The 22,903-nt window shown below is 66.7% G+C and carries 23 protein-coding genes; 11 read left to right on the top strand and 12 right to left on the bottom strand.

What is annotated here, in order from left to right; genetic code table 11:
• Nucleotides 1–20: 20 nt before the first annotated feature.
• From D577_RS0102420 to D577_RS0102400, 5 genes are all read right to left on the bottom strand, one after another.
• A complete protein-coding gene (locus D577_RS0102420) occupies nt 21–1,193 on the bottom strand; it encodes a hypothetical protein (RefSeq protein WP_018945999.1) in 1,173 nt (390 codons plus the stop codon).
• Nucleotides 1,194–1,217: 24 nt separating this feature from the next.
• Nucleotides 1,218–3,062 (bottom strand): DUF262 domain-containing protein, encoded by a 1,845-nt coding sequence (locus D577_RS0102415; RefSeq protein ID WP_018945998.1) that lies wholly within the window; start codon nt 3,060–3,062, stop codon nt 1,218–1,220.
• A gap of 47 nt (nt 3,063–3,109) precedes the next feature.
• Nucleotides 3,110–4,306, bottom strand: coding sequence for a restriction endonuclease subunit S (locus D577_RS13925; protein ID WP_167539476.1), 1,197 nt, complete (start codon nt 4,304–4,306; stop codon nt 3,110–3,112).
• Entirely contained in the window at nt 4,299–6,719 is a 2,421-nt protein-coding gene (locus D577_RS0102405) for a class I SAM-dependent DNA methyltransferase (RefSeq protein WP_018945996.1), read from the bottom strand. Before D577_RS0102405 ends, D577_RS13925 begins: the two co-directional genes overlap by 8 nt.
• 371 nt (nt 6,720–7,090) lie before the next feature.
• Entirely contained in the window at nt 7,091–7,840 is a 750-nt protein-coding gene (locus D577_RS0102400) for a hypothetical protein (protein ID WP_018945995.1), read from the bottom strand.
• 235 nt (nt 7,841–8,075) lie between these two features.
• Between D577_RS0102400 and D577_RS0102395 the strand changes: the two genes are divergently transcribed.
• From D577_RS0102395 to D577_RS0102345, 11 genes are all read left to right on the top strand, one after another.
• The gene (locus D577_RS0102395; protein WP_018945994.1) at nt 8,076–8,606 is read left to right on the top strand and encodes a Na+/H+ antiporter subunit E; all 531 of its coding nucleotides are present in this window, start codon (nt 8,076–8,078) and stop codon (nt 8,604–8,606) included.
• Nucleotides 8,599–8,886, top strand: a complete 288-nt coding sequence (locus D577_RS0102390; protein ID WP_018945993.1) for a monovalent cation/H+ antiporter complex subunit F — start codon at nt 8,599–8,601, stop codon at nt 8,884–8,886. The genes D577_RS0102395 and D577_RS0102390 overlap by 8 nt, the downstream gene beginning before the upstream one ends.
• Nucleotides 8,883–9,182, top strand: a complete 300-nt coding sequence (gene mnhG / locus D577_RS0102385) for a monovalent cation/H(+) antiporter subunit G (RefSeq protein WP_018945992.1) — start codon at nt 8,883–8,885, stop codon at nt 9,180–9,182. Before D577_RS0102390 ends, mnhG begins: the two co-directional genes overlap by 4 nt.
• Complete coding sequence (locus tag D577_RS0102380) at nt 9,183–10,127, top strand: hydrogenase subunit MbhD domain-containing protein (RefSeq protein ID WP_018945991.1); 945 nt, start codon at nt 9,183–9,185, stop codon at nt 10,125–10,127. It abuts the gene before it with no gap.
• Nucleotides 10,124–10,429 (top strand): NADH-quinone oxidoreductase subunit K, encoded by a 306-nt coding sequence (locus tag D577_RS0102375; protein WP_018945990.1) that lies wholly within the window; start codon nt 10,124–10,126, stop codon nt 10,427–10,429. The genes D577_RS0102380 and D577_RS0102375 overlap by 4 nt, the downstream gene beginning before the upstream one ends.
• Nucleotides 10,426–11,898, top strand: a complete 1,473-nt coding sequence (locus D577_RS0102370; protein WP_018945989.1) for a complex I subunit 5 family protein — start codon at nt 10,426–10,428, stop codon at nt 11,896–11,898. The genes D577_RS0102375 and D577_RS0102370 overlap by 4 nt, the downstream gene beginning before the upstream one ends.
• Nucleotides 11,895–13,736: a complex I subunit 5 family protein gene (locus D577_RS0102365; protein WP_018945988.1), complete on the top strand. Its 1,842-nt coding sequence runs from the start codon at nt 11,895–11,897 to the stop codon at nt 13,734–13,736. Before D577_RS0102370 ends, D577_RS0102365 begins: the two co-directional genes overlap by 4 nt.
• Nucleotides 13,733–14,413, top strand: a complete 681-nt coding sequence (locus D577_RS0102360; protein ID WP_018945987.1) for a class II aldolase/adducin family protein — start codon at nt 13,733–13,735, stop codon at nt 14,411–14,413. The genes D577_RS0102365 and D577_RS0102360 overlap by 4 nt, the downstream gene beginning before the upstream one ends.
• A gap of 73 nt (nt 14,414–14,486) precedes the next feature.
• Nucleotides 14,487–14,807: a heat shock protein HspQ gene (gene hspQ, locus D577_RS0102355; protein WP_018869428.1), complete on the top strand. Its 321-nt coding sequence runs from the start codon at nt 14,487–14,489 to the stop codon at nt 14,805–14,807.
• Between the two features lie 7 nt (nt 14,808–14,814).
• Nucleotides 14,815–16,500 (top strand): dihydroxy-acid dehydratase, encoded by a 1,686-nt coding sequence (ilvD, locus tag D577_RS0102350; protein WP_018945986.1) that lies wholly within the window; start codon nt 14,815–14,817, stop codon nt 16,498–16,500.
• A gap of 22 nt (nt 16,501–16,522) precedes the next feature.
• Complete coding sequence (locus D577_RS0102345; protein WP_018945985.1) at nt 16,523–17,209, top strand: rhomboid family intramembrane serine protease; 687 nt, start codon at nt 16,523–16,525, stop codon at nt 17,207–17,209.
• 18 nt (nt 17,210–17,227) lie between these two features.
• On the opposite strand, the gene galU is transcribed toward D577_RS0102345, so the two are convergent.
• The 7 genes from galU to rpsA form a co-directional block, all read right to left on the bottom strand.
• Complete coding sequence (gene galU / locus D577_RS0102340) at nt 17,228–18,115, bottom strand: UTP--glucose-1-phosphate uridylyltransferase GalU (protein WP_018945984.1); 888 nt, start codon at nt 18,113–18,115, stop codon at nt 17,228–17,230.
• 59 nt (nt 18,116–18,174) lie between these two features.
• Nucleotides 18,175–18,417 (bottom strand): helix-hairpin-helix domain-containing protein, encoded by a 243-nt coding sequence (locus tag D577_RS0102335; protein ID WP_051073616.1) that lies wholly within the window; start codon nt 18,415–18,417, stop codon nt 18,175–18,177.
• Between the two features lie 122 nt (nt 18,418–18,539).
• The gene (gene pyrF / locus D577_RS0102330; RefSeq protein ID WP_018945982.1) at nt 18,540–19,280 is read right to left on the bottom strand and encodes an orotidine-5'-phosphate decarboxylase; all 741 of its coding nucleotides are present in this window, start codon (nt 19,278–19,280) and stop codon (nt 18,540–18,542) included.
• Nucleotides 19,281–20,507, bottom strand: a complete 1,227-nt coding sequence (locus D577_RS0102325; protein ID WP_018945981.1) for a tetratricopeptide repeat protein — start codon at nt 20,505–20,507, stop codon at nt 19,281–19,283.
• A 6-nt stretch (nt 20,508–20,513) separates the two neighbouring features.
• Complete coding sequence (locus tag D577_RS0102320; RefSeq protein ID WP_018945980.1) at nt 20,514–20,831, bottom strand: lipopolysaccharide assembly LapA domain-containing protein; 318 nt, start codon at nt 20,829–20,831, stop codon at nt 20,514–20,516.
• 13 nt (nt 20,832–20,844) lie between these two features.
• Nucleotides 20,845–21,141 (bottom strand): integration host factor subunit beta, encoded by a 297-nt coding sequence (locus D577_RS0102315; protein ID WP_018869436.1) that lies wholly within the window; start codon nt 21,139–21,141, stop codon nt 20,845–20,847.
• Nucleotides 21,142–21,226: 85 nt separating this feature from the next.
• Nucleotides 21,227–22,897 carry a 30S ribosomal protein S1 gene (rpsA, locus tag D577_RS0102310; protein ID WP_018869437.1) on the bottom strand — a complete coding sequence of 557 codons (1,671 nt, stop codon included), beginning with the start codon at nt 22,895–22,897 and terminating at the stop codon, nt 21,227–21,229.
• Nucleotides 22,898–22,903: the final 6 nt, after the last annotated feature.

Here is a 22,903-nt window from a genome sequence, read left to right as displayed (position 1 = left end):
GTTCACGCGTACCGTGCCTCTCACCGGGCCATCGCCTTCAGTCGGGGCCGAAAGGCGTTCACGTAGCGATTGAGCTGCTGGGACAACCACTCCCGGCAGGCATCGTCGGTCTCGAAATCGTTCAGGTCGGCGTAGATGGAGAATCCGGGTCGTTCCGGATCGTACGAGTAACGAGAGTGCGACACCCCGGGCAGCTCGGCCAGGATCGCCTCGCGCTCCTCGTTCAGCCGGTCGAGCGCCTGGTGGAGATCGGTCTTTCTGCCCGCAAGGAAGACCCCACACACCCCGTCGGACATCAACTTGAAGGCCGTGATCCAGACCCCTGGATACGGCATCGGCACCCGAACATGGTTGCGCGGACGGTAGGCGGGCGGTTCCTGCTCGGGATCATCAAAGCTGATCCGGGTCAGCGGCTCCCACCAGGCGCGTTCGTCGGCGCGTGATACCGGCTCCCCCTCCTCTTCCGTATCATCCGTCACTTCCTGAAGGCGCTCTCCCTCATCTCCCACGCGCAGGAAGGTGCGTTCGATGGTCTCCGTCCGCGCCACGACTCGAGGCTGCACCACCAGGCCCTGCTCGCCGAATTCGTAGAGGGCCACTTCCACCAGACCGAAGCTGAAGCCAAGCGCCGCGTTGCGGGTGATCAGCTCCGCCATGCCGCTGAGGCCTTCGCGGATGCCGTCACCGGCGATCAGAAGCAGAAAGCGCCCCTCCCGCAACGCTTTGGCTGTAGCGTCGACGAAGGCCGCCTCGTCCAGATCGGGCTGCACCTCACGGGCGGTCTCGAACGGTGCATTCCCCTTGCGACCGGTGGCGGCCGCCACCCGGCGCTGCAGATCGGCGTAACTCCAACCGGAGACGGCCCGCGCATAGTCCAGGATCTGCGAGATCACCTTGCGCCGGGCCTCGGGGTTGCGCCACAGCTTGCACTCCACCAGCGTCAGCCGACCGGAGGGGCTGATGAACACAGCGTCCACCGGGCCAGCCTCGGTTTGCAGCTCGGTACACAGCGGGATCAGAGGTGCGAATGAGGGGTCGATCTCCTCGATAGGCAGCAAGTCCGGATTGTCGGCCAGAAGATCGCGCAGCCAAGCCTCGTCCCGGCCACCAGTGACCCCCAACGCAGAACGGCGAGCGGTCATGAGAGCAACGCTCCCGTCCTGACGCAGCAGGATGTTTCCGTAGGTCGGCATTGGCAGCGCTCCGGTTTCTACCCGTTAAGAGAACTCTTCCGGTGCAATGGCGTCTTCGTACGTGTCGATGCCCTCATCAGTGCCCATGAGTACCTTCTTGCCCATGGCCTTCTCGATGATCTCCAGCAGGCGGCGCTTGCGCTGCTGGTAGAAGGCATCGAAGTCGTTCGCGCGCAGAGCGTCGACCGGGATGCGGTGGCCCTCAAGGATGGCATCCATATCCGCGTCGCCAAGCTGGACCTGCTCGTGGTTCTGCAGGCGGTGCAGATACTCCGAGGGCGCATCGCCGCCGATCATCCGGTTCGCCTTGAACGAGATCGGGGTCTTGTTGACGATCGAGTCGTACACCCGGGGCGGGATGTCCCGGCCATCGCACCAGGCCCGGGGGAAGATGTGGTGGATGTCCAGTTCGACGCCCTGCTGGTCCAGGGCCTGGATATCGCCCTTCCAGAAGAAGTCCCGGGCACCTTCACGCAGGATCAGCACGTTGATGCCCTTGTACGCCGCACTCAGGCGGGTGCGCAGGGTATCGAGGCGTGCCGGGTCGAACGAGGCGTCCACCACGGTGCGTGGCAGCGCGTCGTCGTCCTCGAACCAGTACATCAGCTCCTCCAGGTCCAGGGCGATGCGGGTCTCCACGGCGCCGCCGTAGAGTTCGCCCAGCACACCGCTCCAGAACCAGCGGGAGAGCTTGTTGTGGATGCGCGGCTCGCGCCAACGGTTCCCCAGCAGGGTCATCACCGCGGCCAGCGGCACCAGCTGCGTGGCGTAGGGCAGCTCGCGCCGGCTGTAGAAGCACTCGCCCTTGAGGAAGTACGCCGCCTCGACGAAGCCCTGCTCCACCGCGTCGGCCCATCGCTGGTAGGCCGGAAGTGGCAGGTCCAGCACCGAGGCCCGCTTCGCGCTCACCGGACGCACCTGCTTGCCCTGCTTTCCGGCGGCGATGTCCTCCTGCTTGCGCTCGCGCGTGTGCAGCAGGGTGACCGCCTGCAGCAGGTCCGTGTTCTCCACGTCGGCCAGCAGTTCGTGCTGCGCCAGGCGCGCCTGCCGCGAGGGAACGTCGCGAATGTCGGAGCCGTACCAGTCGTCGCGCAGGTTGTAGCCCTCGGCGGCGTAGCTGGCGGTGATCAGTTCGAATACCGAAAGCTGCACCCCGCCGGTGTTCACCTTCTCGAACACCAGGCAGACCGCTTCCTTGGAGGTCTCCTTCTTCAGCTCGATCACCGGGAGCTGATAGGCGGAGAACGCGCTAAGGATCTTCTTCTGGAACTCCAGGAACTCGCCCATGGCGTCCTGGTTGTAGCGGAACAGATCCTGCAGCCAGCCGGAGTCGTCGAGGATCCGGTCACAGGGGAAGCACAGTCGCTCGCACTCCAGCTGGCGCGTGGACAGATCGATTTCCACGTCGCGCCCGAAGTTGGTGCGCGTCTGGCGGTTCTCGTCGACCGCGAACACCGCGTCTTCCAGCCGATCCTCCCCTTCCAGCGCCATACGCACATCAAAGTAGTAATGGCGCTTGATCGGCTTGCCCTTGGAGGTCCGGGTATCCACCGGGGTCTCCAGCCCCACCGCCTGGGTCAGGCTGGTCAACCGCTGCTGCCCGTCCAGGATCAACTGGTCGGGTTCAGCCCCCACCCCCTTCGGATCGATCCCCTCCACCGGCCGCGTCTGAAACTGCACCTCGCCACCGGTTTCCATCAGCATCACTGCCCCCACCGGGAACGAACGCGCAATGCTGACCAGCAGGCTCTGCACGTGGTCGTCGTCCCACACCCAGCCGCGCTGGAAGTCCGGCAGCTGGATCTTGCCGGTGGTGATGTCCTTGAGCAGCTCGGGCAGCGATCGTTTGGTGCTGTCGAAGGTCGTCATGGCGGTTCCCCGTGCGCTGTGGTGCGGTTGTTGTGGCGGCCTACGGCCTATGCCGGCGTCGCAGCCTCGGCGGGTTCCAGCAAGGGACTGACACGGATGCGGCCGGTGAGGAGGTCGCCCATCAAGCCTGACTTTTGTTTGTTTAATTTCTTCAGTTGACGTGCCTCCAAAAATTGCCTTTTTTCATGCGCCGCAATGGTTTCTGATATGGCATTGAATTCATATTCGGATGTAGGGGAGGCCGCAGGAATATGGAGAAGTTGCTGGCGACTAATTCCCGGGATTGCTCCACCTTCCGCAATCCTATTGATCATATTCTCATTTGCTGAAAAAAAAGCGCGCCAGAAGACTTGCTCAACCCCCTTGAAGCTGAAAGCCATCAACTGCCTGCTTATACATGCATCAGTTGATGCTGTAGCTGTTTTTCCGCAGCCAGAGCCTTTAACTGTTATTAGGAGGTCCCCCTTTGAACACATGGCTTGCGGGAACTCAGTGTAACTGCTTGTAATGGTCTGTCCTGAGTAGAAGTCAGTGGGGCCTGTGAAGTATGGAACCCCTCTTCCATCCCTATTGCTAAGTTCACCGGGGATATGCTGCCCAGAGACCAGCTGACCGAAATCTTGTAGTTGCCCATATTGCCACTCCCTCGGAATCAGCCCCAGCGGCGACTCCTTGTAGAGCTCCGGCGCCTCCTCGGGGCTGGGGCGGAGCTGGCCGTTCTCGTCGATGCCGCGAGTCAGCAGGTCGTGGAGCAGGCCCTCCTTGACCTTTTCCAGCTTGGCGATCAGCGCCTCGGTCTTCTGGATCTGGGTGTCGAGGGTGTCGAGCAGATCGGCAATTGCGGCTTGTTCATCAACCAACTCAGGGAGGAAAAGCTGCAGCCCTCTAAGCTGAGACTGTGTTACCAGAGGCTGAGCCGTTTTCGTGGCGATACTGTTTAGGCCAAGGTTATTGAGAAGATGAAATGCATAGCGCGAGGAAAGACGATCACTTTTTGGCCTAACCATCAGCGCATTATCCGAGACCCAGCAAGGCTCCAAAATCCTGCTCACCTCACCCGCTGCACCAACCCGGCCTACCAACACCCCCCCATCGAAATTACATTTAGCGGCTCGGCCGATGGAACCATTGGCGCCCATCAGATCGAACGGACCGTTCCGTAGAGTCGCAGGAAGTGACTCACCGCTGCTGATGTCCGCCAACTCTCCGAGTGCGGCATTCTTCCAATGCCGAGCATCAAACATACCCCAGCCCCTCCAGGTACTGCTCCAACTCCCGGGCGGCGGCATCACGCTCGGCTTCGATGTCGGTCAGCGTCACCCGGTACTTGTCCCACCAGGTCTCGAAGGCGGCGATCACCTGCTGACGCTGCTGACGGATGTGCCGCTCGAGGATGCCCTTGAGATCGTTGTGCAGGATGGTGCCGACCAGCTCGGCGGCTGCGGGCTCGTCCAGAGCATCCACGGCGGTGTTCAGGTGCGTCTCGAAACTGGCGACCCTGGCCTTGTGCTGTTTCTTCACCTGGGTGCGTTCGCTCTTCCACGCCTTGATCTCGGCCGGGGTCGGGGCGTCGTCGTCCTCGCTGGTGGCTTCGCCCTCGCCGTCGTCATCGCCATCGGGTCGGGCCTCGGCGGCCTTGATGCGGGCGTCCAGCTCGGCCTTGCGGGTGGCCAGCTCTTCGAGCTCGGCCACGTAGTCCTGCAGCAGGAAGTGCACCAGGCGGTGGTCCAGCGGGTTGGCCTTGTTCTGATCGTCCTCCAGCTGGCTGATGATGGTGGTGCGCCAGGCGTCCACCACGCCCCGGCAGCCGCGGGTCTGCAGGGTGCGGAACTCGTTCTTGTTGTCGAACCAGAAGCCGGCAATGATGCCGCGCACCGCAAAGCGGTCGAGCATGCCGGTGGGCTCCAGGGCGGCGGAGAAACTGCCCAGCAGCTCGTCGCGCAACTGCGTCAGGCGACCGCCGTTGCCGGAGAGCGCGGTGATGCTGGCGCCGTGCTCGGCCCACCAGGCCTCGAAGGCGGCCAGCACGCGGGCCTCGCGTTCCTGCAGGCCGGTGTCGGCCTCGATGGCCGGCTTGAGGTCGCGCTTCTCGCTCAGGTGGTCGGCGAAGTCCACGTAGTCGGGATCGTCCGGACGGGGCGTGAAGAGGTGCATCGGGTCCAGGCCCTGGGCGTCGAACAGGGGGCGCCGGGCCTCGATCTCCTTCACCGGCACGCCGCCCTTGAGGTGGGCGCGCACGTCCTGGGGCTCGGGCGGCGGGGTGTTGTCGGCGTAGCGGCGGATATTCAGGTTGTAGTCGTTCTCGCGCAGCTCCTCGAGGGGCACGACCCGGGCGAAGCCGGGCACATCCTCGAAGGCATCCCAGGTGCTGACGATCTTCTCGATGTGTTCCGGCAGCAGGTGGTTCTGGGCGCGGCCCTCGTGGTACTCACGATCGGCGTTGATGAACAGCACGCGGCCCCGGCGCTCCTCGGGCTTGGCGCCCCTGGCGCGCAGCACGAGGATGCTGGCCGGGATGCCGGTGCCGTAGAACAGGTTGGGCGCCAGGCCGATCACCGCCTCCACCAGGTCGTCTTCCAGCAGGCCGGCGCGGATGCGCTTCTCGTCGCCGCCGCGGAACAGCACGCCGTGGGGCATTACGGTGGCCAGGCGGCCGTTGCCGTTCAGGCTGGCGACCATGTGCTGCAGGAACATCAGGTCGGCCTTCTTGGCGCCCTCGGGCACGCTGCCGTAGTGGAAGCGCTCCGGGAAGTGCGGGCTGGAGGTGTAGCCGATGGAGAACGGCGGGTTGGTGAGGATGCGGTCGAAGCGCTTGAGCTCGCCGCCCTCCACGTGCTGCGGATCGGTCAGGGTGTCGTCGTTGCGCAGGTCGGCGCTGCTGATTCCGTGCAGCAGCATGTTCATCTTGGCGATGGCCCAGACCGAGCCGGAGGCCTCCTGACCGAACAGGTTGAGTTTGCGCGTGTCGCCACCCTGCTCTTCCAGGTTCTCCTTGGACAGGATCAGCATCCCGCCCGACCCCATGCACGGGTCGTACACGCTGTGGCCCTCCTGCGGATCCATCAGCCGCACCATCATGCGGACCACCGGCCGCGGGGTGTAGAACTCGCCGCCCTTCTTGCCGGCCGAGTCGGCGAAATCGCGGATCAGGTACTCGTAGGCGGCCCCCAGCAGGTCGGGGAACTCGAAGTCCTCGTTACGCAGGCGGTACTCGCTGAAGTGGACGATCAGGTCGCGCAGCTTCTTGTCCGGCAGCGTGGTGGAGCCCACCTTGCGGGTGAAGTCGATGTGCTCCAGCACCCCGGCCAGGCTGGGGTTGTGCTCTTCCAGTCCGGCCAGCGCCTTGTTCAGCTCGTTGCCCACGCCCTGGTGGGCCTCGTTCAGCAGGTACTCCCAGCGCGCTTTCGGCGGCACGTAGAAGTCCGCCTTGTACCAGCTCGGCATCTCGACGAGCCTGGCGATCTCTTCCTCGCTCTTGCCGCTGGCGCGCAGGTTGTCGCGCACCTCTTCCCGCCGCTGCTCGAAGACGTCGGAACAGCGCTTCAGGAACAGCATGCCGAAGATGTACTCCTTGAACTCCGAGGCGTCCATGCGCCCGCGGAGGATGTCCGCCGCCGCGAACAGGTGCCGTTCGAGCTGGTTCAGGGTGAGGATCATGCAGGGGCCATCCTTGAATCGCGTGAGGGGGTGTGTCGCATCCGCCGTTTGCCCGGCCATGCTCGCCCGACGTGACGACAACGCCCGTCGCCCGGCCGAGCGTCATGGTATCGATCCCGATTCCACCCCGCCACGGCCGGGCCATGCCCCGGCCGCTGGGCGCGCAAACACTCTCCTCCGTCAGGACACGGGCTCGCCACCATGCCGCCCCCGGAACCGATCCGGGAAGTCCAGCCACCACCCGTCGCCCGGTCTTGCGTGCAGCCGCGCACCCCGATCATGCGGAGGCCGTCACGCCCTCGCGCCCGGGCCGTACATCCTCATTTACAGCAACTCGCGGGGCCGCCCCGCATCCGCTTTCCCATAACGAATCAGGCCTCCTGAGCGGCCTTTTGCTCAAGGTGACGATGCAGCAATGCGCCCGTCACTACCACGCCGAGGTCGAGCACCAGGAGTACCGTCCACACCGCCCAGGCGGGATTGAGCTCCCCGTGGATCATCTGTGTGATCAGCGGGATCAACAGGGGCAGAAGGAGGAAAATAACCAGCGGGAGCACGAATATCGCCAGCAAAATCCGCATGGTTGCAAACAGCGTCGAGGTCCATATGAAAGCTCCCCCGGTGCGTCGCCACTCGGCGATCTCGTGCGCGCTGGCGGCGGTCAGCCCGATGACGCCGGCGAGCATTGCCCAGACCAGACCGGTTTCGATGCTGTGTTGCCAGGTTTGCAGCGCCGCATCGGGCACGCGAGCGGCTGACAGGCCGTCCTCGCCCCAGGCCAGCCAGATCAGCGCTCCTCCGGCCACGGCCAGCGTCCAGAACAACGGGACAAGTCCGATTCCGTTGGCAGCGCGAAAGTCCGGGCAGTCGACCACGGTGCGCGAAATCACAAGGCCGAGCCACAGCATGAAAACGAACTCGAACACCAGCGGTATCAGCAGGTGGCTGGCGGGCAGCCCGTCGGCCACCGCCCGGGCCGCCAGCGCGTAGAACACCACCAGGGTGGCCAGCCGCACGCCCAGCGTCAGCCGGTCGGTCGCCAGCGACCGCCGCAGTGCGCCCTCCATCTCTTGCGCATCGTACGGCCCGTAATCGGTATCGTTGCCTTTTCCTGCACCCATATCTCCCCCGTGCCCGTCGTCTCTCGCGGTGATGTCGACCCGTATCCAGGGTCACCACAGAAGGGTCTGGCATTCCCGATTAAACCCTAAAGACCAGGAGGGAATATCGCAATCGCGAGGATGCCAGAATTTCGGTGTATTCCGGGCGAAGGCGACCTTGCTCTGCCCGCTGGCGCGATGCGGCCCGGGTGGGGGAAACTGGCGGGCACTGGCGACTGTGGTGCGGGGATGGAGCATGGACGGATCCGGTGGCGGGCTGCGGGGAAACCGTGCGGGGGTGGCCCGGGCGCGCTGGTCGGGGTGGGTACTGCGCGTGGCGGGCTACGCCGGGATCTGGTGGATCCTGACCGAGGGCGATCCGGGGGCCTGGTGGTGGGGCGTGCCGGCGATCCTGGCGGCGGCCTGGCTCAATCCCTTCGCGCCGGGATGGACGGGGGGCTGGCGAATCCGCGGGATCATCGCCTTCGTGCCGGTGTTTCTGTTCTTTTCGCTGCGCAGCGCGCTGGATGTGGCCTGGCGTGCGGTGCATCCCCGTTGCCCGCTGGAGCCGGCCCTGCTGGATTACCCCTGGGCGCTGCCGGCGGGGACCCCGCGCCTGATGTTCGCCAATCTGGTCAATCTGATGCCCGGGACCCTGTGCGTGCGCATCTCGGAACAGGCGATTACGCTGCATGTGCTGGCCCGTCCCCGCCGGACCCAGGACATGCTGGAGCGTCTGGAGGGGCATGTGATGAACATGTTTCAGCCAGAATCGCCCAATGACTGATCTGTTCCCGTTCCTGGTGATCCTGCTGATGCTCAACATCGTGGTGGGGCTGATGCGGGTGCTGCGCGGGCCAACGGCCGCCGACCGCATGCTGGCCGCGGAGATGTTCGCGACCTCGGCCATCGCCATCGCGCTGCTGCTGGCAGTGCTGACGCAGCGCGAGGCCCTGGTGGATCTGGCGCTGGTGTTTGCGCTGCTATCGGCGCTGGCGGTGGTCACGTTCGTGAACCGCGCCTGGTCCGGCCGGACCCGTTCCAGCGACGAGGAGCACCGGCCGTGAGCCTGACGGGCGTGATCGGGGGGATCCTGACGGTGGGCGGTGTGCTGTTCCTGCTGCTGGGTACGCTGGGGCTGCTGCGTTTTCCGGATGTGTATACCCGCCTGCATGCCCAGCCCAAGGCCGACAACATCGGCCTGGGCATGATCTGCCTGGGGCTGGGGGTGTATTCGGGCAGTCTGACCCTGACCCTGAAACTGCTGCTGGTGTGGCTGCTGATGCTGGTCGCCACGGCCGTGGGGGCGGGTCTGATCGCACGCGCCGCGTTGCGCCGCGGTATCCGGCCGTGGGGGCTGTGAATGGGCGCCCTGGGTCTGGCATTCGACGGGGTTCTGGCCACGGCCCTGCTGTGGACCGCCTGGCAGGCGATCCACGCGGCGGGGCTGTTCCGCGCGGTGGTCAGTTTCATGGTGTTCGGACTGCTGATGGCGCTGGCGTGGGTGCGCCTGGAGGCCCCGGACATCGCTCTGGCCGAAGCGGCAATCGGCGCGGGCATCACCGGTGCGCTGCTGCTGTCCGCGCTGGGGCGGCTGGACTGGGAGGCGGGGCGCGCGTCGGATGTGTGCCAGCGCGGGCGCGACCGGGCGTTCTGGCTGCCGATGGGGCTGTTGCTGCTGGCCGGCCTGGGCGGGGCGGCGTGGCTGCTCCCGGCCCCGGGGCTGGGCGAACCGGTGGCCGCGGAACTCGGGCGCTCCGGGGTGGAAAACCCGGTCACCGCCGTACTGCTCAACTTCCGCGCCTTCGACACCTTGCTGGAGATCGCCATTCTGCTGCTGGGCGTGGTCGTGCTGTGGTCGCTGGGTCCTACCCCCTGGCCTTCCTCGCCCGAACTGGTGTCGCCCGCCCTGCCCGCTCTGGGCCGCGTGCTGTTCCCGGCGTTCGTGCTGGTTTCGGCCTATCTGCTGTGGCGGGGCAGTCATGCGCCCGGGGGTGCCTTCCCGGCCGGTGCGGTGATGGGCGCCGGCGGCGTGCTGATGCTGCTGGCCGGCGCCCGGCCCTGGCTGTCGGGTGACGTCTACGGCCCGTGGCGCTGGGCGCTCGCGCTGGGGATGACCGCGATGCTGGGGGTGGCCTTCGCAGTGATGGCCGGGGGGCACGGGTTCTTCGAGTACCCGGTCGAGCTGGCCGGCTGGCTGATCCTGCTGCTGGAGCTTGCCGCGGGGCTCTCCATCGCGCTGCTGCTGTTCGCGCTGTATCTGGGTGGCGAGCCCCCGGCCGACTGGGACACCCGGAGGCCGGCATGACCCTGTATCTGCTGCTGGCCATCGCGCTGCTGATCATCGGCCTGCACGGGCTGTTCGTCCGTGCGCAGCTGATGCGCAAGATCCTCGCGCTGAACGTCCTGACCACCGCGGTCTTCCTGCTGCTGGTGGCGCTGGCGCATGCCGCCGAGGTACTGGACCCCGTGCCTCACGCGATGGTGCTGACGGGCATCGTGGTGACGGTGTCGACCACGGCGGTGGCGCTGGGGCTGATGGTTCGCCTGCTGGAGCGGCGTGGCGGGCCCGCGAACGGCCACCACGGCCGGGACTCGCGCGACCCGTGAGCATCGCGCTGGCCACGGCCATGGTGGTGGGGCTGCCGCTGATGGCGGCGGCCGTCGCCTTCGCGCATCCGCGCCGGGGCCGCATGGCGACGCTGGGTACCGGACTGCTGCTGTTGCCGGTACTGGCCGTTCTGGTCCTCGAAAACCTGCGCACCGGCCCCTGGCGCCAGGATCTGGGGGGCTGGGCCGCGCCATTGGGAATCGGCTGGCAGATCGATGCCCTCGCCCTGACCCTGCTTGTCCTGACCACTGTGGTCGCGCTGGCCGCGGCGATCTATCGCCTTGCCGAGCGCCGTCTGGTGCCGGACAGTCGCCAGAGACGTTATTTCTGGCCGTTGTGGCTGTTCCTGTGGGGCGGGCTCAATGCCTTGTTCCTGTCCGCCGACCTGTTCAATCTCTACGTGATCCTGGAGATGGTGGCGCTGGCGGCGGTGGCCCTGATCGCCGCCGCCGGCGGGCCGGCGCTCGCCGCGGCATGGCGCTATTTCCTCGCAACGCTGCTGGGGTCCACGCTGTATCTTCTGGGCGTCGCCCTGCTCTACGGACAGTACGGCGCGCTGGATATCGTCCTGCTGACCGGCCGGGCCGCGGAGGAACCCGTCACCCTGGCGGCCGCGGTGATGATCACCCTGGGTCTCTTGCTCAAGGGGGCGATCTTCCCGCTGCATTTCTGGCTGCCCTCGGCCCATGGGCGAGCGCATGCGGCGGTCAGTGCGGTGCTTTCCGCTGTGGTGGTGACCGCGGCGTTCTATCTGCTGGTGCGTCTGTGGTTCGGTCCGTTTGCCGGAATGCTTCCGGGGTTGCCGGCACAGCTGCTGGGCCTGCTGGGGGCGGCGGCGGTGATCTGGGGCGGTGTGCTGGCCATGCTCCAGCGCCATCTGAAGATGGTGATCGCGTATTCGACCGTCTCGCAGCTGGGCTTCGGCCTGCTGGTGTTCCCGCTGGCGACCGCCGGGGCCCTGCCCGACCAGGCCCACGCGGGCATGCTGATGCTGCTGCTGGCCCATGGCCTGGCCAAGGGCAGCCTCTTCCTGGCAGCGGGCTGCCTGGCGTGGCAATGGGGCAGCGACCATCTGCGCCGTATCGGCCCGCCGATGGCCGGCGGCAGCCTGCTGGCCTGGATCGCGATCGCGCTGGCGGCGGCGAGTCTGGTGGGTCTGCCGCCCAGCGGGGGCTTCGTTGCCAAGTGGTGGCTGCTGGAATCGGCCCTGGCCGCGCGCGCCTGGCCCTGGGCGGCAGTGATCGTGCTCGGGACGTTCATCACCGCCGGATACCTGTGGCGCATCCTGCGTGATCCATTGCGTGCGGGAAGCGTTGATGCGGCCGCGGTCCCCGCACGGGCGCAACCGCTGCCCATTCCGCTCGCCATGCCCCGGGCCGCATTGCTGCTGGCCCTGGCGGCGATCGCGAGCGGCCTGTTCGCCACGGCGCTGCGCTCGGCCTTTGAGGCCGGGGGGCTGGCCGCATGAACGCCACGCAGCTCGCACTGCTGCTTGCCGTGCTGGCACCATGGCTGGCCCTGACCGCGCTCGCGCTCCCCGCCCTGCGTCGCCGGGCCACCATCCTGCTGCCGCTGGCGGCCCTGCCGGCGCTCTTGCTGGCCCTGGCAGGCCCCGACCCCGATGCCGGGATCGTGCTGCCCGGGCTGCTGGATCAGGCCCGTCTGGCGCTGGATGGCACGGCCCGCGCCTTTCTGTTGCCCGGCGCCCTGTTGTGGCTGCTCGCCGGGGCGTACGCCCATCGACACCCGCTGACACACCCGCTGCGGTTTGCCGTGTTCTGGCTTCTGACCCTGGCCGGCTACCTGCTGCTGGTGCTGGCGGCGGATCTGCTCACCTTCTATGCCGGCTTCGCGCTGATGACCTTCGCGGCCTACGGTCTGGTCACCCACACCGGCGGCGTGACGGCCCTGCGGGCCGGACGGCTCTACCTCGGCCTGATGCTGATCGGCGAGGTCGCGCTGTTCACGGCGGTGGCCTGGACCACCATGCTCGCCGGTCCGGGGAATTCGCCGGATCTCGTCGGACTGGGTGCGGGCATGGAACCGGCCGCCGCCCTGCTGTTCGCGATCGGCTTCGGCCTGAAGCTGGGCGCGCCGGGGCTGCATGCCTGGCTGCCCCGGGCCCACGCGGTGGCCCCGGTGCCGGCCAGCGCGGTGCTGAGCGGGGTAATGATCAAGGTCGGCGCCCTGGGGGCATGGCGACTGCTGGAAGGCGGTCTTGAGATCCCCGGGCACGGCGCCCTGATCCTGACCGCGCTGGGCCTCACGGGCACCTTTTATGCCGTGGCCGCGGGTCTGCGCCAGTCCGAACCCAAGACCATCCTCGCCTGGTCCAGCGTCAGTCAGATGGGTCTGGTGGTCGCCCTGCTCGGGATGGCCGCGGCCGGGACGTCGCCGGCCGCGGTCTGGGCGGGCCTGGCGGTGATGCTCGCTCATCACGGTCTGGCCAAGGGGGCGCTGTTCCTCGGAACGGGGCTGCTGGCCACGGCGGCGGATCGGTGCACCCGGAGGGCGTTGCTGTTTGGCCTGGCGCTGGCCGGGGCCGCGCTCGCGGCCGCGCCGCTCTCCGGCGGCGCCCTGGCCAAGGCCGCCCTCACGACCGGAATGCCCGGCTGGCTGGCGGGGCTGACCGGCACCGCCACCGCCCTGCTGATGCTGCATTTCCTGCGCCGCGCGGCCAGCCATCCCCCGGAGCCCGACTTGAAGCCGACGACCGGCGGCGCCGTTGACACCAGGGGCATGACACCCTGGTTGCTGACCCTCGTTGCGGGGCTGCTGTTGCCCTGGTGGTTAGCGGATACCTCCCTGCGCGAATACGCCCTGACTTCAACGGCCCTCGGGGACGGCCTCTGGCCGCTGCTACTGGCCGGGGTGCTGGCAGGCGGGGCATGGTGGCTGCAATCCCGGTGGCCCGGGATCGGCACGGTCGCGGCGCGGCAACCCGGACCGGACCGAAGCGCCCCGCGCCCCCTGCCCGGCATGGCCCGGCTGGCCCACTGGTGGACCCTGACCGAACGCCAGCTGCATCGCTGGCCGGTTATCGGGCGCGTGGCCACCACGATGATCCTGCTGCTGGCGCTCGCGCTGGCCGTTTCGGCGACTCCGGCTCGGTTCGCCTGCAAGCAGGCTCCCACAGACACTCTGTTCGCCTGCAGGCAGGCTCCTGCAGAGGTAGGAGCGGCCTTGGCCGCGAACGGACGGGTGCTTGCCCGGGGCGAACTCCCCGGAACCCTTGCGGCCGGATGCTCCGGGCGCGCCCGTCAGGCAGAATGCGCGGGACGGTTCCGGACGAAGGCAGGCGCATGAACGAGCAACAGTTGCGCGAGGCGGTGATCGACACGGCGCTGGAAACCAACCGGCGCGGCCTCAACCAGGGTACATCCGGTAACGTCAGTGTACGCTGCGGTCACGGCCTGCTGATCACCCCCTCCGGCGTGGCGTACGAGGACCTGGCGCCGGAGGACCTGGTGTACATGGATGCCGAGGGACGCTGGCCCGCGCACCAGAAGCCTTCCAGCGAATGGCATTTTCATCGCGCGATCCTGCGGGAACGCGAAGATATCCATGCGGTGGTGCACGTGCATTCGGTGTACGCCAGCGTGGTCGCGATCCAGCAGCGCGACATCCCGCCGCTGCATTACATGATCGCGGCCGCCGGCGGCGACTCCATCCGCTGTGCCCCGTATGCCACCTTCGGGACCCCGGAACTCTCGCGACATGCGCTTGCCGCACTGGATGACCGCTACGCCTGTCTGCTGGCGAACCACGGGATGATCGCCACCGGGCCGGACCTCGCACGCGCGCTGTGGCTCACCGAGGAGGTCGAACTGCTGGCGCGGCAGTACGTGCTGAGCCTGTCCATCGGCGGCCCCGCCCTGCTGGATGCCGCGGAGATGCAGCGCGTGCGGGAGGCCTTCAAGCAGTACGGCCCGCGGCGGGAGGCGGCCCCGAGCGGATCCGGACAGGAACCGGACGAACCCTGAGACGGCGTGACGCGCCCCGGGCTCGCCCGGTCTATTCTTTTGTTTTCACCCCTGCGAGCAGAGAGATTGCACCATGGCCAGCGGCACCCGTTTTTCGGTGGGCGAGATCGTCCATCACCTCAAGTATGATTACCGCGGCGTCATCGTGGATGTCGACCCGGTCTACAACGGCTCGGACGAATGGTACGAGACGGTCGCGAAGAGCCGGCCGCCCAAGGACCAACCGTGGTACCACGTGCTGGTGGATGGCTACACCCACAGCACCTATGTGGCCGAGCGCCATCTGGAAAGCGACACCTCGGGCGAACAGATCGATCACCCGGACCTGGGCAAGTTCTTCGACCGCTTCATGAACGGGCGTTACAGTCGCGAGAACCAGACCCGGACACACTGAGGACACCATGAGCCAGGACAACCGCCGCTCGCGCGTGGTCACCGAAGGGCCGCGCCGCACACCCAATCGCGCCATGCTGCGCGCCGTCGGGTTCGGAGACGACGATTTCCAGCGTCCGATCGTCGGGATTGCCAACGCGCACAGTACGATTACCCCCTGCAACACGGGAATCGGCGCGCTTGCCGAACGCGCGGAACGAGCGGTGCGTCAGGCCGGCGGCATGCCCCAGACCTTCGGCACCATCACCATCTCCGACGGCATCTCCATGGGCACGCCGGGGATGAAGTACTCGCTGGTCTCGCGCGAGGTGATCGCCGATGCGATCGAAACCGTGGTCAACGGGCAGAGCATGGACGGGGTGCTGGCCACCGGGGGCTGCGACAAGAACATGCCCGGGGCGATGATCGCCCTCGCCCGCCTCAACGTGCCGGGCATCTTCGTCTATGGCGGCACCATCAAGCCCGGGCATTACAAGGGCCAGGAACTGACCATCGTCAGTGCCTTCGAGGCCGTGGGGCAGCACGGCGCCGGTCGGCTGTCCGACGAGGACCTGCAGGGCGTGGAGCGCAACGCCTGTCCCGGCGCGGGTTCCTGCGGGGGCATGTACACCGCCAATACCATGTCCTCGGCCTTCGAGGCGCTGGGGATGAGCCTGCCGGGATCCTCGACCCAGGCTGCCGAGGATCCGGAAAAAGGCGAGTCCGCGGCGCGCTCCGGCGAGGTCCTGCTGGAGGCGATCCATGCCGATCGCAAGCCGCGCGACATCCTCACCCGGCCGGCGTTCGAGAATGCCCTCGCGGTGGTCATGGCCCTGGGCGGCTCCACCAACGCGGTGCTGCACCTGCTGGCGATCGCGCACGCCGCCGAGGTGCCCCTGGATCTGGACGATGTCGAACGGATTCGCCGTCGCACCCCGGTCCTGTGCGATCTCAAGCCCTCCGGGCGTTACGTCACCACCGCCTTCCACCAGGCCGGCGGCACCCCGCTGGTGATGCGCCTGCTGCTGGACGCCGGCCTTTTGCACGGGGAGTGCCTGACGATCACCGGCGAAACCCTGGCGGAGACCCTTCGCGATGCGCCCGCCGCCCCGCCGGCGGAGGCCGCCGACATGGTCCGCACCCCGGCCGACCCGCTCTATCCACAGGGCCACCTGGCGATCCTCAAGGGCAGCCTGGCCCCCGAAGGTGGCGTGGCCAAGGTGACCGGCCTCAAGCGGCGCAGCATCCGGGGACCCGCCCGGGTCTTCGACTCCGAGGAGGCCTGCCTCGACGCGATTCTCGCCGGCAAGATCCGCGAGGGCGACGTGATCGTCATTCGCCATGAAGGACCGCGCGGCGGGCCCGGGATGCGCGAGATGCTGGCCCCCACCGCGGCGCTGATCGGTGCCGGTCTGGGAGATGCAGTCGGCCTGGTCACCGACGGACGGTTCTCCGGCGGCACCTACGGCATGGTCGTGGGTCATGTTGCGCCCGAGGCGGCCGCCGGTGGACCCATCGCGCTGGTGCAGGAAGGCGACCCGATCGTGATCGACGCCGACCGGAACCAGCTGGATCTGGATATCGACCCCGAGGAACTGGAACGCCGCCGGGCGGCCTGGAAGGCCCCGGAGCCCCCGGTGGCCCGCGGCGTGCTTGCCAAATACGCGCGCACGGTGGGATCGGCCAGCCGCGGTGCCGTGACCGACGACTTCTGAGCCGGATCGGCGCATCCTCCACATGACCCATCCTGACCCGCGCTCGCCGCGCTTCAGCATGATGCCTCCGGTGATCGGCTTTCTGCTGGTCACCAACGTCCTGCTGTTCCTGGCCATGCCCGCGCTGGGCAACTGGCTGATGGCCCATTTCGCCCTGTGGCCGATCGGCACCCCGTCCACGATCATGCAGGACGGGTCGATGATGCGCGTGCCGGATTTCCAAGTCTGGCAGCTGGTGACCTACGGCTTCCTGCATGGCGGGCCGCTGCACCTGTTCGTCAACATGTTCGTGGTGTGGATGCTGGGTGTTCAGGTCGAGAATTCATGGGGTTCGCGCATGTTCGCGACCTATTTCCTGATCTGCGTGATCGGGGCCGGTCTGGTGCAGCTGGTGGTTACAGCGGGGGGCAACGGTGATGCCATCTACCCCACGGTGGGGGCCTCCGGCGGGGTGTTCGGGGTGCTGCTGGCATTCGGGATGATGTTCCCCAACCAGCGCCTGTTCCTGATCTTCCTGCCGATTCCGATCAAGGCCAAGTACTTCGTGATCGGCTACGGCATCCTCGAGCTCTATCTGGGGGTGTCCGGGACCATGTCGGGGATCGCCCATTTCGCGCATCTGGGCGGCATGGTGGTCGGCCTGCTGATGATCCAGTACTGGCGCGGGCGGTTGCCGGTTCGGCCCCGGCATCGTCGGCTTTGGTGGTGAGCGCCGGGCCCGGACGCGTCAGCTGTCCGTCCGCGTGCGCAGGTAGTCGCGGAAATCGTCCTTGAGTTCGGGGTGCTTGAGCGCGAACTCGACTGTGGCTTCGAGGTAGCCGAGTTTGCTGCCGCAGTCGAAACGTCGCCCGGAAAACTCCCAGGCCGTCACGCGCTCCTCCTCGCGCAGGCGATCGATGGCATCGGTCAGCTGGATCTCGCCGCCGGCCCCGGGTTCCTGCCGTTCCAGCAGATCGAAGATCCGCGGCGTCAGCACATAGCGCCCGACCACGGCCACGTTCGACGGCGCATCGGCCGGATCGGGTTTTTCCACGATGCCCTTCACGTCCCAGCTGCGGGGGGCTGTGCGTTCCGGATCGATGATGCCGTACTGATGGGTGCGGTCTTCGGGCACCTCTTCCACGCCCAGCACGCTGCAACCATGGCTGTTGTACTGTTCCACCATCTGCGCGGTGGCCCCGCCATCGACCGCCTCGATCAGGTCATCCGCCAGGATCACGGCGAACGGTTCTTCGCGCACCACGGGGCGCGCACACGCGACCGCATGCCCCAGCCCCAGGGCTTCGGCCTGGCGCAGATACACGCAGGTGACGCTCGATGGAACGATGTTGCGGATGCGTTCGAGGAGCTTGGTCTTGCCCCGTTCCTCCAGCTCGTTCTCCAGCTCGTACGCCTTGTCGAAGTGATCCGGAATGGCGCGCTTGTTACGTCCGGTGACGAACACCAGGGTATCGATCCCCGCCGCGACGGCCTCTTCGGCGGCATACTGGATCAGCGGCTTGTCCACCACCGGGAGCATTTCCTTGGGGTTGGCCTTGGTCGCCGGCAGAAAGCGCGTCCCCATGCCGGCCACGGGAAAGACCGCGGTACGGATTCGTTTGCTCTTTTCGGTCATGTGCCCTCCGGGCTGCGGGGCATGGCCGCACGATGGCGGTCATGCCCCGGCCGCTCTCCCTATTCCAGTTCAATCCGATCCAGATTCATTTCCACCGTCCGTTCGCCAATGCCGGACACCTCGGTCAGGGCCTGCACGGATTCGAAATCACCGTGTTCTTCCCGGTGTTCGAGGATGGCACGCGCCGTGACCTCACCGACATTGCTCAGGGTGACCAGCTCCTCCAGCGGTGCCGAATTGACGTTGACGGGCACCTGTTCGCCGGCAGTGACCGGCGAGCCGAGGCTCAGCCCCAGCGCCATGGCGGGCAGCAACACCCGGGCAAAACGGAACATGGATACAGTACGGATCATGGTGAACCTCCTTGTTTTTTCAATGGTGGCGAGCGCCATCTTCCGTGCGCTCACCATGGATCCTAGCCCGATCACTGCGTCGGGGAAACCCCCTGCATGCGTCCCGCGATCGTCCGCATCGCCGCGGCGGGATCCTGCGCACGGGTGATCGGCCGGCCGACCACAATGGCACTGGCGCCGGCCTCCAGTGCCCGTTCCGGCGTCATCACCCGTTTCTGGTCGTCGCCCCCGGCCGTCTCCAGGCGAATCCCGGGTGTCACCAGTCTGGGCGCCGCTCCCAGCTCCCGGCGCAGCATCGCAGCTTCGCGCGCCGAGCAGACCAGCCCGTCCAGCCCCGCCTGCTCCACCGCCAGGCGCCCCAGGCGCATGACCTGGCCATCCGGGGTGTCCTGTACGCCGGTCTCCTCCAGGGTTGCGCGGTCACTGGAGGTCAGCACCGTTACGGCCAGCAGGGCCGTCCGTTCATTGACCTCGCGGACCGCGTCACGGGCCGCCCGCATCATCGCCAGGCCGCCGGAAGCGTGCAGGTTCACCAGCCACACATCCATGCGGGCAGCCGCGCGACAGGCGGCCGCAACCGTGTTGGGGATGTCGTGAAACTTGAGGTCCAGGAATACCCGGAAGCCGAGAGCGTGCAGGCGTTCGACCAGGTCCGGTCCGGCGACTACGAACAGCTCGAAACCCACCTTCAGCGCACACTGGCGGGGGTCCAGACCGCGGGCAAAGGCCAGCGCCTCGTCGCCGGAGGCGAAGTCCAGGGCGACGATCAGCCGCGGCTCCTGCAGGTTCGGGGTTTCCGTTACCGGGTCCATTCAGTGGCTCTCCTCGCGAATCAGCGCCGCTTCGGCGTCCTCGGTGGTCTGATCGATATCGAAATCCAGCCCGCGCAGGGTGTCCCAGCGCCGGCAGCTGGGGCATTGCCAGACATGGCCGCGGCCCTGGTAGCCGCAGTTGGTGCATTGATACAGGTGCTGACTGCGCAGCTGATCCGACAGCGCCTTCTCGAAGGCCGTAAATTCGCTCACGTAGCTCTGCACCGCGGGCAGTACCTTCATCCAGCGCACCGCCTCCAGCAGCCCCGACGTGGGCACCGGACGCTGGGCCAGGATGACCCCCAGCTCATGCAGCGCCCGGTCCATGCGTCCGGTCCGTCGATACAGCCGCATCAGTGCGATACGCGCCATGGTCACGCCGCGTTCCTCGGCCAGGTCGGTCAGTACTTGTTCCAGCGCCGCCAGACGATGCTCGCCCGGCAGGGCCTGATGCAACTGCTCCAGCCGCGGGACCAGCAACGGTGCCAGCCGCGGCGTCCGGGCGACTGCGTCGCTGCCGTGATCAATGGCCTCGCGAATGCGTCCCTCGCGTTCGGCGATTTCCGATTTCAGCAGCAGGGACCGCGACAGGCCCGGTACCAGGGCTTCGGCCTGGCCTGCCCGTTCGGAGGCCTCGGCCAGGTCATTGCGTTCCAGCGCCTCGCTCGCCAGTTCGCAATGGTAATGCGCAACCCGCAGGGGTTCCTGTGGCGAGCCCTCGGAGCGCAGCCGGTTGCCGACCTCGATCGCCTTGCCCCACTCGCGCTGCGTCTCGTACACGTGCCGCAAGCCTTCCAGTGCCTCGGAGGCCTGGTTCGGCGAATTCATGAGTTCGCGGAACACCCCCTCGGCCCGATCGAGCACCCCCGCCAGCAGGAAGTCCTGGCCCAGTTCGCACAGCGCCTGTGCCCGCTGGGCGTCGGTCAGCGCCGGGCGCGCCACCAGGTTCTGGTGAATGCGGATCGCGCGGTCCACCTCGCCCCGCCGCCGGAACAGGCGCCCCAGGATCACGTGCGTTTCAAAGGTTTCATGGTCGACTTCGACCATTTCGATGAAGGTCTGCAGGGCATCGTCGGTACGATCGTCCAGCAGATATCGTACGCCCTGGAGATAGCGGTCCAGCGCGGGATCGCGGGTTTCTTCCTCCTCGGGAACACCTCGGCGCGCGGCCCACCAGCCACTGGCGGCGGCAACCGGCAACAGCAGCCAGAACCAGTCCTCAATCATTCCGGTTCAGTAGAAATCCCGCATCGGCGCGGTCCGCAGCTGTTCCACTTCGACCCGCAGCGCACGGTTCTCATCCCGCAGCCGGTCGATCTTGCGTTGCAGACGCCGCAGCCTGAGCCAGAAGATCAGGGATGCAATCAGTACACCCGCCAGGGCGCTCAGGCCCAGGAGCACGATCAAGGGGGCCTCGAGGGTGAGACCGGGGAGATGAAGGGTGGCGGCGCCCTCGTTGAACACCACCAGGATCCCGATGCTCGAGGAGATCAGGATCAGGGCCACGAATGCGACCCAATGCCGCAGCCGGGACTTTCCGCGCTCGGCCATTCGTCGTATCCGCCTACTGGTCCTTTTGCGCGCCGTCATTGACGCGTTCCCGCAATTCCTTGCCGGGCTTGAAGTGAGGGACATATTTGCCGGGCAGGGCCACGCCCTCGCCGGTCTTGGGATTCCGACCCATGCGCGGGGGCCGGAAATGCAGCGCAAAGCTGCCGAATCCGCGAATTTCCACCCGTTCGCCACTGGCCAGTGCCTGACTCATCCGCTCCAGCAGGGCCTTGACGCTCAGCTCGACGTCGCGTGGCGGAAGGTGCGGTGATTTGCGGGCAAGATTGTCGATCAATTCCGATTTGGTCATCTGGCACTCGCAGCAAAGGGGGAGGAAAGACAAAAAAAGGCCCGCACCCGCGATTGCGACGCGGATGCGGGCGGTGGAACGGGGCTTAGTCGTTCTTGCCCATCTGTTCCTTCAGCAGGTCGCCCAGCGAGGTGGTGGCGCCGCCGCCCTGCCCGTATTCGGACACGGCTTCGGCCTCCTCGGCACGATCCTTCGCCTTGATGGAGAGGCTGATCGCACGGGTCTTCTTGTCCACACCCATGAACTTGGCCTCGACCTCGTCGCCCACGTTGAGCACCGTGCGCGCGTCTTCCACGCGGTCCTGGGAGATGTCGGCGGCGCGCAGGATCCCGTCGATGCCATCGGCCAGTTCGATCACGGCGGCCTTGGCGTCCACTTCCTTGACCGTACCCTTCACGATGCTGCCCTTGCTGTGTTCGGCCACGAAGTTGGCGAACGGGTCGCGGTCCAGCTGCTTCAGGCCCAGGGAGATGCGCTCGCGTTCCGGATCCACGGACAGGACCACGGCCTCGACCTCGTCACCCTTCTTGAAGTTGCGGATAGCCTCTTCGCCCGACTCGCTCCAGGAGAGATCCGACAGGTGGATCAGGCCGTCGATGCCGCCTTCCAGGCCCACGAACACGCCGAAATCGGTGATCGACTTGATCTGGCCACGGACCTTCTCGCCACGGTTGTGGTTGGCGGCGAAGTCGTCCCACGGGTTGGACTGGCACTGCTTCATGCCCAGCGAGATACGGCGACGCTCTTCGTCCAGGTCCAGGATCATCACCTCGACCTCGTCGCCAATGGCCACGACCTTGCCCGGGTTCACGTTCTTGTTGGTCCAGTCCATTTCGGAGACGTGCACCAGGCCTTCCACGCCGTCTTCGATCTCGACGAAGCAGCCGTAGTCGGTGATGTTGGTGACCTTGCCGAAGATGCGGGTGCCGGTCGGGTAACGGCGGGTGATGTTCTCCCACGGATCCTCGCCCAGCTGCTTCAGGCCCAGCGAGACACGCATGCGCTCGCGATCGAACTTGAGCACCTTGACTTCGACTTCCTGGCCGATTTCAACGACATCGGACGGATGCTTGACGCGCTTCCAGGCCATGTCGGTGATGTGGAGCAGGCCGTCGATGCCGCCCAGATCCAGGAACGCACCGTAGTCGGTGAGGTTCTTGACGATACCCTTGACCTGCGCACCTTCCTGCAGGTTCTTGAGCAGTTCCTCGCGCTCGGCGCTGTATTCCTGCTCGACCACGGCGCGACGCGACACGACCACGTTGTTGCGACGGCGATCCAGCTTGATGAGCTTGAACTCCAGCTCCTTGCCTTCCAGATACGCGGTATCGCGCACCGGACGGACATCCACGAGTGAACCCGGCAGGAATGCACGGATGTCGCCCAGTTCGACGGTGTAGCCGCCCTTGACCTTGCCGGAGATCTTGCCGGTGACGTATTCCTCGTCTTCCATCGCCCGTTCGAGGCGATCCCAGGCCTTGGCACGCTTGGCCTTCTCGCGAGACATGCGGGTCTCGCCGAAGCCGTCTTCCGGGGTTTCCAGGGCAACTTCCACGACATCGCCCACGGCGACTTCGAGTTCCCCTTCGTCGTTCATGAACTGCTCGGTGGGGATGACCCCCTCGGACTTCAGGCCCGCGTTCACCACGACGACTTCCGGGTTCACCTCAATGACGGTGGCACTGAGGATGGCACCCGGCTGCATCTGGGTGTAGGCCATGCTCTCTTCGAGCAGTTGCGCGAAACTTTCACTCATGGATTT

The organism is Thioalkalivibrio sp. AKL17 (assembly GCF_000377885.1).
Classification (GTDB): Bacteria; Pseudomonadota; Gammaproteobacteria; order Ectothiorhodospirales; family Ectothiorhodospiraceae; genus Thioalkalivibrio; species Thioalkalivibrio halophilus.
The sequence above is the reverse complement of the archived record's forward strand: the minus strand, read 5'-3'. Positions and strand labels throughout refer to the sequence as shown.